Annotated in this window: 12 protein-coding genes and 2 tRNA genes; 5 read left to right on the plus strand and 9 right to left on the minus strand. The window is 70.7% G+C overall.

The window, feature by feature from the left end; translation table 11 throughout:
* Nucleotides 1–95: 95 nt before the first annotated feature.
* Both ABZX90_RS06905 and ABZX90_RS06910 read left to right on the plus strand, forming a co-directional pair.
* Nucleotides 96–854 carry an IclR family transcriptional regulator C-terminal domain-containing protein gene (locus ABZX90_RS06905; RefSeq protein WP_351122425.1) on the plus strand — a complete coding sequence of 253 codons (759 nt, stop codon included), beginning with the start codon at nucleotides 96–98 and terminating at the stop codon, nucleotides 852–854.
* Between the two features lie 180 nt (nucleotides 855–1,034).
* A tRNA-Lys gene (locus tag ABZX90_RS06910) sits at nucleotides 1,035–1,108 on the plus strand.
* A 78-nt stretch (nucleotides 1,109–1,186) separates the two neighbouring features.
* Here the strand turns inward: ABZX90_RS06910 and ABZX90_RS06915 are convergent.
* The 8 genes from ABZX90_RS06915 to ABZX90_RS06950 all read right to left on the minus strand — a co-directional run bounded on the left by ABZX90_RS06915 (nucleotide 1,187) and on the right by ABZX90_RS06950 (nucleotide 10,766).
* Nucleotides 1,187–2,488, minus strand: coding sequence for a M18 family aminopeptidase (locus ABZX90_RS06915; RefSeq protein ID WP_355202071.1), 1,302 nt, complete (start codon nucleotides 2,486–2,488; stop codon nucleotides 1,187–1,189).
* Nucleotides 2,489–2,958: 470 nt separating this feature from the next.
* On the minus strand, nucleotides 2,959–3,603 hold the full coding sequence (locus ABZX90_RS06920; RefSeq protein WP_351122428.1) for a response regulator transcription factor: 645 nt from the start codon (nucleotides 3,601–3,603) through the stop codon (nucleotides 2,959–2,961).
* Nucleotides 3,597–4,892: a sensor domain-containing protein gene (locus ABZX90_RS06925; RefSeq protein ID WP_355202075.1), complete on the minus strand. Its 1,296-nt coding sequence runs from the start codon at nucleotides 4,890–4,892 to the stop codon at nucleotides 3,597–3,599. The genes ABZX90_RS06920 and ABZX90_RS06925 overlap by 7 nt, the downstream gene beginning before the upstream one ends.
* A 120-nt stretch (nucleotides 4,893–5,012) precedes the next feature.
* Nucleotides 5,013–6,707 (minus strand): AMP-binding protein, encoded by a 1,695-nt coding sequence (locus tag ABZX90_RS06930; protein ID WP_355202078.1) that lies wholly within the window; start codon nucleotides 6,705–6,707, stop codon nucleotides 5,013–5,015.
* A gap of 72 nt (nucleotides 6,708–6,779) precedes the next feature.
* Nucleotides 6,780–7,250 (minus strand): DUF3592 domain-containing protein, encoded by a 471-nt coding sequence (locus tag ABZX90_RS06935; RefSeq protein WP_351122435.1) that lies wholly within the window; start codon nucleotides 7,248–7,250, stop codon nucleotides 6,780–6,782.
* 133 nt (nucleotides 7,251–7,383) lie between these two features.
* Complete coding sequence (locus ABZX90_RS06940; RefSeq protein ID WP_351122438.1) at nucleotides 7,384–8,022, minus strand: lytic polysaccharide monooxygenase; 639 nt, start codon at nucleotides 8,020–8,022, stop codon at nucleotides 7,384–7,386.
* A gap of 137 nt (nucleotides 8,023–8,159) precedes the next feature.
* Complete coding sequence (locus ABZX90_RS06945; RefSeq protein WP_355202082.1) at nucleotides 8,160–9,344, minus strand: SPFH domain-containing protein; 1,185 nt, start codon at nucleotides 9,342–9,344, stop codon at nucleotides 8,160–8,162.
* 60 nt (nucleotides 9,345–9,404) lie between these two features.
* Nucleotides 9,405–10,766, minus strand: coding sequence for a peptidoglycan-binding protein (locus ABZX90_RS06950; protein WP_355202085.1), 1,362 nt, complete (start codon nucleotides 10,764–10,766; stop codon nucleotides 9,405–9,407).
* Between the two features lie 185 nt (nucleotides 10,767–10,951).
* On the opposite strand from ABZX90_RS06950, the gene ABZX90_RS06955 reads away from it, so the two are divergent.
* The 3 genes from ABZX90_RS06955 (at nucleotide 10,952) to ABZX90_RS06965 (ending at nucleotide 15,340) form a co-directional block, all read left to right on the plus strand.
* Nucleotides 10,952–11,025, plus strand: a tRNA-Lys gene (locus ABZX90_RS06955).
* A gap of 434 nt (nucleotides 11,026–11,459) precedes the next feature.
* Nucleotides 11,460–13,406 carry a glycosyltransferase family 2 protein gene (locus ABZX90_RS06960; RefSeq protein WP_355202088.1) on the plus strand — a complete coding sequence of 649 codons (1,947 nt, stop codon included), beginning with the start codon at nucleotides 11,460–11,462 and terminating at the stop codon, nucleotides 13,404–13,406.
* A complete protein-coding gene (locus ABZX90_RS06965; RefSeq protein WP_351122450.1) occupies nucleotides 13,403–15,340 on the plus strand; it encodes a kelch motif-containing protein in 1,938 nt (645 codons plus the stop codon). The genes ABZX90_RS06960 and ABZX90_RS06965 overlap by 4 nt, the downstream gene beginning before the upstream one ends.
* A gap of 85 nt (nucleotides 15,341–15,425) precedes the next feature.
* Here the strand turns inward: ABZX90_RS06965 and ABZX90_RS06970 are convergent, their stop codons facing one another.
* Nucleotides 15,426–16,442: a glycoside hydrolase family 6 protein gene (locus tag ABZX90_RS06970; RefSeq protein WP_351122453.1), complete on the minus strand. Its 1,017-nt coding sequence runs from the start codon at nucleotides 16,440–16,442 to the stop codon at nucleotides 15,426–15,428.
* Between the last annotated feature and the right edge of the window lie 135 nt (nucleotides 16,443–16,577).

Raw genomic sequence — 16,577 nt, forward strand, 5'->3', positions numbered from 1 at the left:
CTCACTGATGGCTTCTTGACGGCTATCGTGGAGTGAGCCCAGCTGTCCGGGCCGACGTCATTTTTGAGCCGGGCCATGAAGCGCAGGGGGAAACCGTGGCGCTGATGAACGAGCCGACCGCGCCGTACCACTCGGCCCAGGACGCTCTCCGCGTCCTGGAGACGGTGTCGCAACACACGACCGGCGTCACCGAGGCCGAACTCGCCCGCCAGGCCGGCCTCGGCGCCGACCGGCTGACCGCACTGCTGCGCATGCTCCGCCGGGAGGGCTACGTCGAGCAGGTCACGGACGGGGCGTACGTCACCGGCGCCGCCCTGAGCCGCCTCGGTTCCGCGCAGGGCCGCGACCAGGCCCTGCGCGAGAAACTCCAGCAGACGATCGACCGGCTCCGCGACTCGGTCGGTGCCGCGATCTACATCAGCCGGTACATCGACGGCGAGGTGCACGTCACCCAGTACGCGGAGAGCCCGGCCACCCCCGCGGTCAACGAATGGGTCGACTTCCGTTCCTCCGCGCACGCCAGCGCGGTCGGCAAGAGCCTGCTCGGCCAGCTCGACCACAACGGCCGCCGTGACCACCTCTCCCGCCACAAGATGGCCCGCCTCACCTCGCGGACCATCACCAGCGAGCGGCTCCTGCTGTCCCGCCTCGACTCGCAGCCGGCCACCGTGCCCGTGCTCGACCTCCAGGAGTACGCGATCGGCACGGTCTGCGCGGCCGTCCCGATCACCGCGGGCTCCTCCGTCGGCTGTCTCGCCCTCTCCCTCCCGGTCGAGCATGCCCACCGGCTCCGCCGCGCCGCGGACACGCTGAACCGCGGGGCGACTCCGGTGCTGCTCTCCCTCGCGATCTGACCGCCGCCGCACCGGGCGCACACCGGGCCCGCACCGGGTCGGCGGCCCGATCCGCCCGGCGGTCGGCCGGGAAGCCGGTCACGCGGTCGGACGGGTGGCCGAGCGGGTGGTCGGAAGCACCCCAGCGGACCAGGTAGTATTTCTTTTGTCGCCGCCCGCGAAGCGGGAGGCGAGAGTCATGCGCCGCTAGCTCAGTTGGTTAGAGCAGCTGACTCTTAATCAGCGGGTCCGGGGTTCGAGTCCCTGGCGGCGCACCTTGGTGAAAGGCCCTCCACGCATGTGGGGGGCCTTTCACGTATGTCCCGGACGTCCGTACGACCCTGGGGACCCGCCTACTCCGACGTGACGAACTCGGTCAGCACCCGCGCCAGCAGCCCCGGATCCCGCGCCCCGCACAACTCGCGCGCCGAGTGCATCGACAGTCCGGCAACCCCCACGTCGAACGTCGCCACGCCGAGGCGCGCCGCGGTGATCGGGCCGATCGACGTCCCGCACGGCATCGCGTTGTGGGAGACGAACGGCTGCCACGGCACCTCGGCCCGTTCGCACGCGGCGGCGAAGGCCGCGACACCGGTGCCGTCGGTGGCGTACCGCTGATTGACGTTGACCTTGATCACGGGGCCGCCGTTGGGCAGCGGAGCGTGGTCCGGGTCGTGGCGTTCGGCGAAGTTGGGGTGGACGGCGTGGGACATGTCCGAGGAGACGCACAGGGCGCCGGCGAGGGCGCGGTTGAAGTCCTCCGCCCCGCCGCCGCGGGCGGACACGGTACGGCCCAGCACCCGTTCCAGGAACGGGCCCTGGGCGCCTGAGTCGCTTCCGCTGCCGACCTCCTCGTGGTCGAACGCGGCGAGCACCGGGACGGACGCGGGCGGCCGTGCGGCGCCGGCGGCGGCGACCAGGGCGGTGACGCCCGCGTGCACCGAGATCTGGTTGTCGAGGCGCGGCGCGACGATGAACTCCTCGTCCACGCCCAGGTACCCGGGCGGCTGGATGTCGTGCAGCATCAGGTCCCAGCCGAGAACCTCGGCGGCGTCGGCGCCGGCCTCGTCCGCGATCCGGCCGAGCAGGGCGCCGGGCCGGGGACCGCCGAGCCCCCACAGCGGGGCCATGTGCCGCTGCCGGTCCAGGGCGAGCCCCTCGTTCACGGTCCGGTCGAGGTGGATGGCGAGCTGCGGCACCCGCAGCAGCGGCTTGTCGACGCAGACCAGCCGGGTCGAACCGTCGCGCAGAGCCAGTCGCCCCGAGACGCCCAGATCACGGTCGAGCCAGGTGTTGAGCGGCACGCCGCCGTAGATCTCCACGGCGATCTGCCGCCACCCCGCCGAGCCGGTGTCCGGCGTGGGCTTGACCCGCAGGTTCGGGGAGTCGGTGTGGGCGCCGACGATCCGGAACGGGGTGCGGGCGGGAGCGCCCGGCGGGACGTACCAGGCGAGCAGCGCTCCCCCGCGGACGACGTACCGGCCTCCCTCGGCCCCGGCCGTCCAGTCGTCCCGCTCCCGCAACTCCGCGAAGCCCGCCTTCTCCAGGCGCTGCGCCGCGCTCGCCACCACGTGGTAGGGCGAGGGGCTGGCCCTGACGAAGGCGAGCAGATCGTCGTTGTGTCCGCGGTCGAGCGTGTCATGCGTGGGGGACATGAGTGCCTTTCGGGTGCTGTCGAGGGCTGGGGGTGGGGGCCGCCGGACCGCCCGGCCGGGCGCACGGTCCGGCCGGAGCGACGGTCCGTCCCGGAGGCGGCCGGACCAGCAGGGGCACGACAAGACGGTGGGTGGGGCCGGGCCCTGTCGTCATCCGCCGTGTCGCCGCCGGCCCCGCCGTCACCCGTCTTGTCGTCTCCGGCCTTGTCGTCTCCGGCCTTGTCGTCGCCGGCCTTGTCGTCGCCGGCCTTGTCGTCGCCGGCCCGGACGTGAGCCGGGGCGGGATCGCCCGGCGGCTTCCGTGTCCGCGACCCGGATCAGGCAACGCAACGCCCTTCTTCCCTCGGCTCGGGCTCTGGCGCACGGGCCTCCTCGGCGCACGCGCCCGGATATCCTCCCCGCGGGAACCGGCCGGGATGCATCGCTTCGACGTCGTTCGCAAGACGTCGAGGGGCATCGGCGGGCGTCGACTACGCCCGCAGATAGGCGAGTACGGCCAGTACCCGGCGGTGCGTGCCCGCGGCCTGAGGCAGCCCCAGCTTCCCCAGGATGTTGCCGATGTGCTTGCCGACGGCGGCCTCGGTGACGACCAGTTCCCGCGCGATCGAGCCGTTGGACCTGCCCTCGGCGACCAGGCCGAGGACCTCGCGCTCGCGGGGTGTCAGCGCGTCCAGCGGATCACGCCGCCGGCGCAGCAACTGCCGTACGACCTCGGGGTCGACGACCGTCCCGCCCGCCGCCACCCGCTCCACCGCCTCCACGAACTGCTCGACCTGTCCGACGCGGTCCTTGAGGAGGTAGCCGACGCCGGTGCCGTCCCCGGTGTCGAGGAGTTCGGCCGCGTACGCGCGCTGGACGTACTGGCTGAGCACGAGCACCGGAAGGCGCGGATCGGCGGCGCGCAGCGCGAGGGCCGCGCGCAGCCCCTCGTCCTGGAAACCGGGCGGCATCCGTACGTCGGTGACGACAAGGTCGGGGGCGTACGCCGACACGGCGTCCCGGAGCGCCTCCGCGTCGCCGACGGCCGCGACCACCTCATGTCCGAAGCGGTCCAGGAGCCCCACCAGCCCCTCCCGCAACAGCACGCTGTCCTCGGCGAGTACGACTCTCAGCAAGGGATCTCCATACGCAGCACGGTGGGACCGCCCGGTGGACTGTCGACGGTCAGTGTTCCATCGAGGACGGCCAGCCGGTCGGCGAGACCGGTGAGGCCGGAGCCGCCATGGCCCGTGACGCGGCGGGTGCCGGACGGTGCGGCGCCTCCCCGCCCGTCGTCCCGCACCTCGATCCACAGCCGCCGCCCCCGCCCTCCCCCTCGCCCCCGCCGGTCCCCCTCCCCGCATCCGGCGCTGATCCATGCTCGGTCCGCGCCGCTGTGCCGGCCCACGTTCGCGAGTGCCTCCCGCACCGCGAAGTACGCGGCGGACTCGACGGATTCGGTGAACCGGGGCAGGGCGACATCCACCTCCACGGGGACGGCGGACCGATCGGCGGCGTCGGCGATCGCGTCCGCGAGTCCGTAGTCCGCGAGCACCTGGGGATGGATGCCGTGAATCAACTCCCGCAGCTCGCCGAGCACTTGGTCCGCCTCCCGGTGTGCGGCCGCGAGCCGCCCGGCCAGTTCGGGCGGGGCGTCGAGCCGGGCCAGCCCCAGCGTCATGCTCAGGGCGACCAGCCGCTGCTGGGCCCCGTCGTGCAGATCCCGTTCGATCCGCCGCCGTTCGGCCTCGAAGGCGGCCACCAGCCGGGCCCGGGACTCCGTAACCTCGGCGAGGCGCTGTTCCGCCTCGCGCGGGGCGATCAGCAGCCGGGCGAGGGCGGCGCGGCCCCGGGCGTACAGCGCGAGCGGCCACAGGAGGACGAGGAGCAGGAGGAGTCCGCAGGCCGCGCACAGGAAAGCCGTCCCATAGGTGTCGACCAGCCACAGCTTGGCGATCCGGGTGTCGCCCCCGGAGAGCGCGAGCTGGACGGGTGCTCCGGCCATCGCGCCGGGGATTCCGAGAGCCACGGCCAGGACCACCAGGTCCAGCGGCCAGAGCACGAAGGCGAGCAGCACGGCGTACGCCAGTTCGCGCCAGGTCGCCTGCTCGGCGAACCGGACTCCGGCCCAGGCCGCCAGTCCGGGCTCGTCCGGGGTGCGGTGCGGGTCTGCGGGACTCCTGGAATGGTCGGTGCCCTCGGCGGGGCCCGTCGCGGCCGGTGCGTCCACCCATCGCAGCCGCCGCCGTTCGACCACCCCCACGGGTATGCCGGTCAGCGCGAGCAGCCCGAGCAGGGGCAGCCCGACGAGGACGGGGGTGAGTGCCGCGCCGACGGCGCCGAGGACGAGCAGTCCCACCGACAGCGGTGCGCCGACCAGCACCCCGCCCACGAGATATCCCGCGTACGCCACCGGACGGATCATGCGGCCACCGTAGGCGCGGCCCGCCCCCATGGGCCATACGGACAGGGGGTGTCCGCGAGGTGGGGCCGCCCCTGCCCACCCGGACGCCGAGCCGTCCGGACCCCCTGCCCGCCCGGATGCCTACCGTGTCAGCAGCTCCTCCCGACCGTGCGCGCGGTACTGGGCCACCAGCCCGTCCGTGTCCGCCGCGAGCAGGGTCCGGTACGCCGGTTCGCCCGGGGGCCGCCACCACACCGGGTCCGGGCAGCGGAAGCCCTCGCGCCTGAGGCCCACCCGGTGGATCTTGTTGGTGGCGGTGACGGGCATCCGTTCCACGATCCGCAGGAACCGGGGTGCCATCTTCGTGCCCAGGTCCGGCTGGGCGCGCAGGAACCCGGCGAAGGACAGCGGGTCGAAGCGGGCCCCCTCCTTCAGGGCCAGGGTCGCCATCACCTGGTCGCCCGCCACCGGATCCGGCACGGCGTACACCGCGACGGCGGCGGCGTCCTCGTACCGGGCGAGGATGTTCTCGATCATCGCGGCGGCGAGGTTCTCGCTGTCGACGCGGAGCCGGTCGTCGGAGCGTCCGGCGAAGTAGAGGAAGCCGTCGGCGTCGCGGTAGAAGAGGTCGCCGGTCCAGTACCAGTCCTCCCCCGCCTCGGCGTCGTCCGGCCCGGGGGACGCGCCCCGGCGCCGGGCGGCGTCGGCGTCGGGATTGCGCCAGTACCCCTCGAAGGGACTGGCGCCACGGTTCACCAACTCCCCTATCGATTCGGCCCCGTTGAGCAGGCGTCCGTCCTCGGCGAACACGGCGGGCGGGCACTCGCGCCGGGTCCCCGGGTCGATCACCGCGAGGTCGTCGGCGGGCGCGGCCCGTCCGATCGCCCCCGCCGGTGTGCCGGGTGTGCGCTGGATGGCGGCGCCGCCCTCCGAGGAGCCGTACCCCTCGATCAGCCGGGCCCCGAAGCGCTTCTCGAAGGCGGCCGCGTCGACCGCGCCGGCCTCCGTGCCGAATCCCCTGCGCAGCGGGTTGTCGCGGTCGTCGGGACGGGCGGGCGTGGCCAGCAGATACTGCACGGCCCGGCCGACGTAGGTGAAGTACGTGGCCCCGCAGGCCCGTACGTCGGGGAGGAACCCGGACGCCGAGAAGCGGCGCCGCAGCGCGATCCCCGCGCCGGCCGCCAGCGCGGGGGCCCAGTCGGCGATCACCGCGTTGCCGTGGAACATCGGCATGCAGATGTAGTGGGTGTCGTCCGCGCGCACCCCGAAGTGGTCGACGAGCGAGAGACCGGCGGCCGCGATCCTGCCCTGGGTGCAGATCGCGGCCTTGGGGGCGCCGGTCGATCCGGAGGTGAAGAGCAGCAGGAAGCGGCTGTCCGGGCCCGCCCCACCCGCGTCGGGCTTCGCGCCCTCGTACGGCTTCAGGAGGTCGGCGTAGGCGTCGGTGTCGGTCACCAGGACGCGTACGCCGGGGAGTTCGAGTCCGTCGAGGAGGGGCAGGTGGGCCCGCTCGGTGATCAGGACGCGGCACTCGGTGTGCCGGATGTCGCGGGCCAGTTCGGGGCCGCGCCGGGTCGGGTTGACCCCGGCGACGGCGGCGCCGGAGAGGGCGGCCGCGCTCAACCACAGGGGATATTCGGGGGTGTTGTCGAGCAGCACCCCCACATGCGGCTCGGCGCCGGGCGGCAGCAGCTCGTTGAGCAGCGCCGCCCGGGCCGCCGCGCCCGCCGCCACCTGGTGGTGGCTGATGGCCCGGCCCTCGAACCACAGCCCCGGCCGGTGGTCGCCCCACCGCTCCTGCACGAGCTCCCCGACGGTGCGCCTGCTGGAATCCATGGCAGCGCACGATAATTGACGGACTGTCAGATGTAGAGGGGCGTACGCGCCTCGGCTCAGGTGTGCGGTGCCTCAGATCCCGCCGAACAGCGCGTCGCCGCCCGCGGACATCTCGTGGTACGTGATCATGAAGCCGACGCAGAAGGCGACGATCACACCGCAGAACGCCACGATAAAGACGGTGCCCGCGGCCGCCCTGACCGGGCTCGGCGCGTGCGCCGTGGCCTTCTCGGGGTGCTGGGCGGTGTAGTGCACGGTGACGATGTCACCCTCGACGACCGTCGGGCGGCCGTTGCTCTCCTCGAAGCGGATCGCACGGCCGTCGCGCGTCGTGAACTCGTAGACGTGGTGCAGGGTCGTGGTGACGGACGTGTCGTGGCCGCCCCCGCTGACCGTCGTGTACGAGCGCAGGCAGCGCCCCTCCGCGGTCAGTCCGCTGCTCCAGGCGCTGCGCACCTCCAGCGAGCGGCGGACCACCTTGGCCGCCAGGAACAGCACCAAGGCGATCATCAGGCTGGGCACGGCATAGAAGAACACACTCATGGCAATCCCCCGGTGGTCGGATACGGCTCCCCGCACGCCGACCTGGTCGAGTCGACGTGCGGGGAACATACCCGCACCGGAGGCACCCGCGCCTCAACAAATGCTCAGAACCGGGGCCTTGGACGTGCGGGCCTCAGAACGTGACGTCCGCGCAGGAGTAGAACGCGTTCGTCGTGTCCGCGACCGTCCACACCCCGAGGATGATGTGGTGTCCGCTCCGGCCGCTCGGCAGGGTGCCGGTGTGCGAGAGCGTGGACGGCGGGCGCTGTCCGTTGTAGGGGACCGTCAGGAACGGGGTGGTCTCCAGGTCCGCGCGGGTCAGCGCGTGGTTCTGGTTCCAGCCGGTCTTGGTGATGAAGTACTTGAAGTCGGTCGTCGCGTGCATCGCGGTGAACTGCCAGCGGAAGCTGTAGCTCTGGCCCGCGGTGACCTTGGTCGTCGGCCAGGCCGTCCCCGCGGGGGTCCTGGGCTGGTCGAGCTGGCTGAAGTTGGTGTGGTTCGCGGAGCAGATCCGGCCGTCGGCGGGACCCGCCGCCGGGAAGCCCTTGAGGCCCTCGACGCTCTGCGGCTCCCATTGGATGTCACCGCAGTTGGCGACGATGCCGCCGTTCGCGGCGCACATCTTCTGCCGGCTGAGGGGCTGGTCCGTGTAGCCGTGGGCGCTGGCTCCGCCGGTGGAGAGCACGAAGGTGCCCGCCGTGGCGAGGCCGAGCGCCGCCGCGTACATCTTCACTTTCGTGCTGGTGAGGGACTGGTTCGTCCGTATGCGCATGCTGCCGCTCCTGGAGGACGTGGGGGATGTTCCCGTGAGCTGTGCGCGCGATGTTCAGGTCTAGACCAAGTCCCAGATTATTGCGGGTAGTTGAACATGTCCATACCAATAGCGAACCCGTCCGTCCCGTCGGCCGCCTACGAGGACACCTCCCCGCGCCCCGTGCAGAACGCCACCGTCAGGTCCTTCACCAACGCCTTGCGCTCGTAGTCGTCCAGTTCGACCAGCCCCCGCAGGGTCAGCCGGGTCACCGTGTCCTCCACCGAGTCGACGACCGAGCCGAGCACGCTGTCGCGGTGCTGGGCGTCCAGGGCCGCGATCCGGCGGCGCTGCATCACGGCGGCGATCTCGGGCGCGTACTCGATCCGGGTCGGCTGCGCGGAGAACACCTCCAGACCGACCGGGGCCGTGTCCGCGGCCACCATCCGGGTCAGCGCCTCGCCGACGGCGTCCGTGTTGCGCAGGGTCAGGTCCTTGACCACGGCGGGCGGCAGTTCGGCCGGCACCTGCGAGAGCACCCGCGAGAGGGCCGCCTCCACGCACTCGCGCAGATACGTCTGGTGGTCGTCGACCGCGAGCGTGGCCCGGGCGGTGTCCCTGACGCGCCACACGACCAGCACGACCACCCGCAGCGCGACACCGTTCGCGTCGACCACGGACATCGGCTCGCTGCGCCAGTGCCGCAGCCGTACGTCGACCCGGCGGCGCAGCACCAGCGGGTTGACCCACATCAGTCCGGTGCGCCGGACCGTGCCGCGGTAGCGCCCGAACAGACCGAGCACCGAGGCCCGCCCGGTCCGGCCGCGGGCGAGACCGCCGAAGCCGAACAGGCCGAGGGCGCCCGCTCCGGCGTACGCCGCCCATTGCGCGGGCCCGAGCCCGGCGCCCGCATGGCCGGGCAGCTCCAGCGCGGCGGACACGGAGGGCGGCAGCACACCCGCCCACCAGGTGGTGAGGGCACATCCGGCCAGCCCACAGGCCCCGGCCAGCACACCCGCCGCTCCTGGCAGTACCCGTGCGGACCGTTCCACCAGTTCGGGGTCGACCTCCGGCACCGGGCGCGGGGGTCTGCCGGACGCGGGCCGCCGGATCCTCGGCTGCTCGCCGGTGCCGCGCCGGCGGCCCACGACGGCGGGCGCGAGCGGCACGGACACCGGCTCGGGGTCGTCGCGGAAGAGCAGGTGGACGGGGATCTCGGTCGTCACCTCGTTCTGGATGAGCCGGGCGGACCGCGGACCGCCGCCCTCGGCCGCCGAGTCGGACCGGGGTTCGACCGAGGGAGGTCCCTCGGGCTCCGGGGTGTGTGACGTCGTCGTACTCATAGCTGCCTCCATGCCTCCGCGCCTGGAAGTGTGTTCACGAGCGGTGGGGACCCGGCCGGTTCAGGAGAAGAGCCGCCGCCAGGTCTCCGGTCCCGGATAGCCGTCCGCCGCCCCGCCGCGCCAGCCCTGGGCCCGCTGGAACGCCTCGACGTTGCGCCGGTCCGCCTCGCCCCAGCGCGGCCCCGGACCGGTCGTGTAGTACGTGCCGAACCCCTTCTTGACCAGCTGCTTTCCGAGCTGGGTGACATGGGCGTTGTTCGCTCCGGGCCGGAACACCGCGCGCCCCGGATAGCCGGGCACCGTGGGAGAGGTCCCCGGGGCCGGTGGCTTCTGAGACCCCGGGCTCCCCGTCCCGGGGATGTTCCTGCCCTTCTTCCCGACCAGGTACGACCAGGTCGTCGGCCCCGGCAGCCCGTCCGCGTCCGCCCCCGTCCAGCCCTGCGCCCGCTGGAACGCCTGGGTGGCCCGCTGGTCGGCGCTCGACCAGCGCGGCCCCGGTCCCCTGGTGTAGAAACGGCGTCCGCCCCGGTCCACCAGGAGCCGGCCGAGCTGGGTGACATACGCGTTGTTCGCGCCGGTCCCGAAGTACGCGGCCCCCGGATAGCGAGTCGTCGTGCCCGGCGTGGAGGGCCCCGGACCGCCCGCGCCCTCCACCAGCCCCTTGTAGCGGTAGGGCACGTAGTGGTCCGAGTTCGTCCAGTACGCGTACGGGGTGGACTGCTTCCGGGCCTGCGGCGGGGTCTGCTCGTAGGCCACGTAGTAGGTGTGCGTGTAGTCCGTCCAGCCGCCGAAGATGACGACGTGCGAGCCCCTCTCGGGATTGGCGGGGTTGTGGAAGAGCAGCATGTCGCCCGGCTGGAGCTGGTCGCGGGAGATCCGCACCCCGAAGCTGTCGAGGCTGCCCGTCCATTCGTTGCCCGGCAGGCTCCAGGCCATCGAGACGTAGCCGGAGCAGTCCTGCCGGTACCCGTCCGACCAGTACTGGCTCATGCTGTAGGGCACCCGCGCGTCGATCCATGTCCTGGCGCGGTTGATGATCTCGGCGCGCGTGGTGGTCGGTACCTTGACCGTCTGTCCCGGCCCGGCCGGAAGCGCCGGCTTCCCCGCGGGACCGTGCAGCGGCTCCTTGCGCCCCTGGGGGGTGTCGGGCTCGTCGGCCGCGGGACCGCCGGGCCGGACGGGTCCGTGCACGACCGCGACCGCCGGCACCGCGCCGAGGACGGTGCCCGCCGTGGCGGCCAGCGCGAATGCCATGGGGGTTCTCCCCGCCCGGGCGAGGACGTGGGCGCGGGCCGCCGGGTGGCCCACGGGGCCGGCGGGCCCGAACCGTGAGGAAAAAGGCAGGACGCGCCGCCAGTGAACGCATCCGGGGCAGTCGCAGTCACTCGCGGGATCGAGTTCCTCGAATACCGGAGTCTTCATGCGCTGCCCCTCACACTCCAGATGGAAATGTCCGCATCTCTGCACATTCGTCAGTTTCTCAACTGTCATCCGGTGTCGCACGTTGACGGTCCGAATGATGTACGGGACCGCTCCCACCTGGCACGGAACCCTCCCCCGCGGTCGGAAGCACCCTCGCGGGTCGGGTAGAGTTTTCGCGTCAGCAGGCGCCGCTAGCTCAGTTGGTTAGAGCAGCTGACTCTTAATCAGCGGGTCCGGGGTTCGAGTCCCTGGCGGCGCACCGACGGACGGGCCTCCTCGCAGCGGCGAGGGGGCCCGTCGTCGTACCCGGAGGGCCGTCGACGGAGCCGGCACCGGGTCCCCTTTTCGTACTCGCGTCCCAATGAACTCGTATGACCGGTTAACACCGCGTTTCGCATCTTGCGATCATGACGGACGACGTAGAACCCTGGGCTTCAAAGGACTGCCCTTTTACGGCAGTTGAGACAGGCGGGGGCATGGCCGGATGCGCCACGGGGGGCTGGGGGCCCGTCCGTGATCGATGCCGAGGGGGGCATCGTGCAACCGGAGGGCCGTAGTTCCATGTCTATATGGTGTGAATGATGTGGTGACGCCGGCCGGCCAGGGACTGCGTCCGCGACGGTCGAGGGGGACCCGAGCGAACGATCAAGAACCGACGAACACGCACCGACGGTGCGTGCGGGGGGATGACTCATGACGTCGACGCCGACGGGCGCCCGGCAGGAATTCGACAGTTCGGAGACGACTCAGCTCCGTATGCCGTCGCACCGGACGGGCAGCTTCAAGAGGATCAGGAAGACCCTGCCGAGGTACGACTACGAGCACTACAGCCGGCTCGCGGGTCCCCTCACGCAGCCCGATCCCAACAAGCCCTACAAGGTGCAGTACCGCTCCCTGCTCTCGCAGGAGCCGCACCGCATACGCGCGGCTCTCATGCTGGGCGCGGCACCGCTTCTCTCGCTGATCCTGCTCGGCTGGCTGCTCCAGCCCGAGCACTGGACCGAACGCGACTATCCCGCCTACGACTTCCTGCCGGCGCTGGACATCGTGATGCTCGTCTCGATCGGCCTGATCGAGTTCTTCCGCTGCATGAACGTGCTGTCCAACGCGCACGCCACCCTGGTCGCCCGCGACCCGGTCCCGGTGGTGCCCGAAACCGGCACGAGAGTCGCCTTCCTCACCTCGTTCGTACCCGGCAAGGAACCCCTCGCCATGGTGACGAAGACCCTGGAGGCGGCCGTCAAGCTGCGCCACCGGGGCCTTCTGCACATCTGGCTCCTCGACGAGGGCGACGACCCGGAGGTGAAGGAGGTCTGCGAGCGTCTGGGCGTGCACCACTTCTCCCGCAAGGGCGTCGCGAAGTGGAACCAGGCCAAGGGCCCGCACCGCGCCAAGACCAAGCACGGCAACTACAACGCCTGGCTGGAAGCCCACGGCGACGACTACGACTACTTCGCCTCGGTCGACACCGACCATGTTCCGCTGCCCAACTACCTGGAGCGGATGCTCGGCTTCTTCCGCGACCCGAACGTCGGATTCGTCATCGGCCCGCAGGTGTACGGCAATTACGACAACCCCATCACCAAGGCAGCGGAGTCGCAGCAGTTCCTCTTCCACGCCCTCATCCAGCGGGCCGGCAACTTCTACGGCTCCCCGATGTTCGTGGGCACCTCCAACGCCGTACGCATCAAGGCGCTGAAGCAGATCGGCGGCCTGTACGACTCGATCACCGAGGACATGGCGACCGGCTTCGAGATGCACCGCGCCAAGAACCCGGCGACGGGCCGGAAGTGGAAGTCCGTGTACACCCCGGACGTCCTGGCCGTCGGTGAGGGTCCGGGCGCCTGGACGGACTTCTTCACCCAGCAGCTGCGCTGGTCGCGGGGCACCTACGAGACGATCCTCAAGCAGTACTGGAAGGGCTTCTTCTCGATGCCTCCGGGCAAGCTCTTCAACTACACGATGATGATCATCTTCTATCCGATGTCCGCGCTCAACTGGATCCTCGCGGCGCTGAGCTGCGCCCTGTTCCTCGGGCTCGGCGCGTCCGGCGTGAACATCGACCCGACGGTCTGGCTGATGCTCTACGGCAACGCCTCGGCGCTCCAGATCGGCCTGTACATCTGGAACCGCCGCCACAATGTCTCGCCGCACGAGCCGGAGGGCTCCGGCGGTGTCGCCGGCATGGTGATGTCGGCGCTGTCCGCACCGATCTACGCGCGGTCCCTCATGGACGCCGTGCTGCGCCGCAAGAGCAAGTTCGTGGTGACGCCCAAGGGCGATTCGGCCAGCCCCGACACGCTGTTCGGGACCTTCCGGATCCACCTGTTCTTCATCCTGGTCTTCGCCGGCTCGATCACCGCCGGCTTCGTGTTCGGGCACTCCCACCCCGCGATGATCACCTGGGGGGTCTTCGCCCTGCTGATCACCGCCTCGCCGATCCTCGCCTGGCAATGGGCCCTGCGCCAGGAGCGGAAGAAGCCGCCGACGCCGCCCGAGGACGTCCGCGTTCCACAGCAGGCCTCCGCGCCGCAGCAGGAGCACGCCCCGCACGCGCCGCAGCACAAGCCCAGTTGGGCCGCCGCGAACGGGCAGAGCGACCAGACCATGCAGATAGCCCTTGGGGGACGTAAGAAATGAAAGACGGTGCCCGTCGCCGCCGCGCCCGCCGCCTCGGCATAACCGGGGTGGTGGTGCTCGCGCTGGCCGGAATGAACGGGCCGTGGCTGTATCGCTTCGGAACGAACAAGTACCACCAGTACACGATCAACAAGCCGGAGTACAAAGCCGACAACGGCCACTGGGACATCGTCGACTTCCCGGAGGAGTACCGGCTCAACACGATCCACGCGGCCCTGCTGCACACCGGCAAGATCCTGCTGATCGCCGGCTCGGGCAACAACCAGGACAACTTCGACGCGAAGAAGTTCGACACGCGGATCTGGGACCCGGTCAAGGGCACGATCAAGAAGATCCCGACGCCCGCCGATCTGTTCTGCACGGGACACACGCAGCTCGCCAACGGCAACCTGCTGATCGCCGGCGGCACCAAGCGGTACGAGACGCTGAAGGGCGACGTCACCAAGGCCGGCGGCCTGATGGTCGTCCACAACGAGAACCCCGACAAGCCCATCACGCTGCCCGCGGGCACCAAGTTCACCGGCAAGAAGAACGGCAAGACGTTCGTGTCGAAGGACCCGGTGCTCGTCCCGCGCGCCAAGAAGGTCTTCGACAAGGCGACCGGCGCGTTCGTGCGCAACGACCCGGGCCTCGGCCGGATCTATGTCGAGGCGCACCAGAGCGGCCAGAAGCACGAGACCGGCACCCAGGACAACTACCGGATCCAGGGGCTGACCGGCACCGACGCCCGCAACACGTACGGCATCGCGCAGAAGCTCGCCCTGGACAAGAAGGACTTCCAAGGCATCCGGGACGCCTACGAGTTCGATCCGGTCGCCGAGAGGTACATCAAGGTCGACCCGATGAACGAGGCGCGCTGGTACCCGACGCTGACGACCCTCAGCGACGGCAAGGTCCTCAGCCTCTCCGGCCTGGACGAGATCGGCCAGCTCGTCCCGGGCAAGAACGAGGTCTTCGACCCGAAGACCAGGAAGTGGACGTACACCAAGGGGATCCGGCAGTTCCCGACCTACCCGGCGATATCCCTGATGCAGAACGGCAAGCTCTTCTACTCGGGCTCGAACGCCGGCTACGGCCCCGACGACGTGGGCCGCGACCCCGGCGTCTGGGACCTGGCGAGCAACAAGTTCAGCAAACTCAAGGGCCTGAGCGACCCGAACATGATGGAGACGTCCGGCACCGTGCTGCTGCCGCCCGCGCAGGACGAGAAGTACATGGTGATCGGCGGCGGCGGGGTCGGCGAGTCCAAGCTGTCCAGCAGCAAGACCCGGCTGATCGACCTCTTGGACAAGAACCCGAAGTTCGTGGACGGGCCCGAGCTGGAGAAGGGGACCCGCTATCCGCAGTCCTCGATCCTGCCCGACGACACCGTCCTGGTCTCCGGCGGTTCCGAGGACTACCGCGGGCGCGGCGACTCCAACATCCTCCAGGCGCGGATCTACCACCCGAAGGACAACTCCTTCGACCGGGTGGCGGATCCGCTGGTGGGCCGCAACTACCACTCGGGCTCGATCCTGCTGCCCGACGGGCGCGTGATGTTCTTCGGCTCCAACTCGCTCTACGCGGACAAGGCCAACACCAAGCCCGCCACCTTCGAGCAGCGCATCGAGATCTACACGCCGCCGTACCTGTACCGGGACTCGCGGCCGTCGCTGTCAGGCGGGCCGAAGACGATCGCCCGCGGCGCCTCGGCGACCTTCACCTCGGCGCACACCTCGTCCATCAAGACGGCCCGGCTGATCCGGCCGAGCGCGTCCACGCATGTCACCGACGTCGACCAGCGGTCCATCGCCCTGGACTTCACGAAGACGAAGACCGGGATCTCGGTGACGGTGCCGAAGAACCGGAATCTGGTCGAGTCCGGCTGGTACATGCTGTTCGTGACGGACGACCAGGGCACGCCGAGCAAGGCCCAGTGGGTCAAGGTTCCCTGATCCCCCGGGAGTTGTACGCGTGTACGTGACTGGGGGCGCCCTCCGCGAGAAGCGGAGGGCGCCCCCAGTCACGTACGGGGTGCGGCTACTTGGACGCCTTCGCGAGCTTCAGGGCGTACTCCGCCCACCACTCGCCCGCCTTCGGGCCGCCCTTGCAGGTGCCGTCCGACTCACCCGGCCGCTTGACCCACAGATACGCGTCGACGAGCGTGTCGGCGGTCTTGGTCGTCGGGCTCTCGCCGAGCGCGCGGCCCGGCGGGTTGCACCAGTTCTCGTCGGCCTCGCCGCCCGTGTACGGGCCGTTGCCGTTGCGGCTGGTGTCGATGACGAAGTGCTTGTCACCGACCTTCGCGGCCAACTGCTTGCCGTAGGCGATGGAGTCCTCGGTCGAGTAGAAGTTGGACACGTTGACGGAGAAACCGTCGGCCTGGTCGACGCCCGCCCACTGCAGGGGCTGGAAGATCTGGTCGGGGTGGCCCCAGCCGGCGTTGCCCGCGTCCAGGTAGACCTTCGTGTTCTTCAGCGACTTGAGCTTGCCGATGGCGCCCTTGAGGAGGTCGTAGCGCTCCTCGTGGTACTCCTCCGGAGTGCACTGGTTGACCAGGTGCAGGATCGCGTCCGGTTCCAGGATCACCGTGGCGGGGCGGTCCCCGATGCCCGCCGCCACCCCGTCGATCCAGGTCCGGTAGGCGGCACCGTCGGCGGCACCGCCCTGCGAGAACTGGCCGCAGTCGCGGTGCGGGATGTTGTAGAGGACGAGGATCGCGGCCCGGTCGGCCTTCTCGGCGGCCTCGGTGAAGCCACGCGCCTCCCGTTCCGGGTTCTCCGGGCCGATCCACTCACCGGTGGGCTGCTCGGCTATCTTGCGGATCTGCTCGGCGTCGTCGTCCTTGCCCGCCTCGGCGTAGGCGGCGACCTGCTCGGCCGCGTTCCCGTCCGGATTCACCCAGAACGGGTCCACGTTCTTCGGCTGCTGTGTGACCTTGGCTCCGGAACCCTCGTCCTTGCCGCCGTCGCCCCCGGAGGAACACCCCGCGAACAGCAGTGCCGCCCCCAGCACCGCCATGGACGCCCGTGCCCCGGCACCCTTGTTGCCGTACATCCAACTCCCCCTCGGGTGCACCGTCCTAAGTCTCAATCCTGACATACCCTCCGCTCGGCCCACGAGGCCCGCCGGGCCCTTGTCGGAGAGCTGTTACAGCCCCGGCACCGTGGGTACGCGCGACGTGACGGGAAT

This window comes from Streptomyces sp. NPDC002935, from assembly GCF_040611295.1.
Lineage (GTDB): Bacteria > Actinomycetota > Actinomycetes > Streptomycetales > Streptomycetaceae > Streptomyces.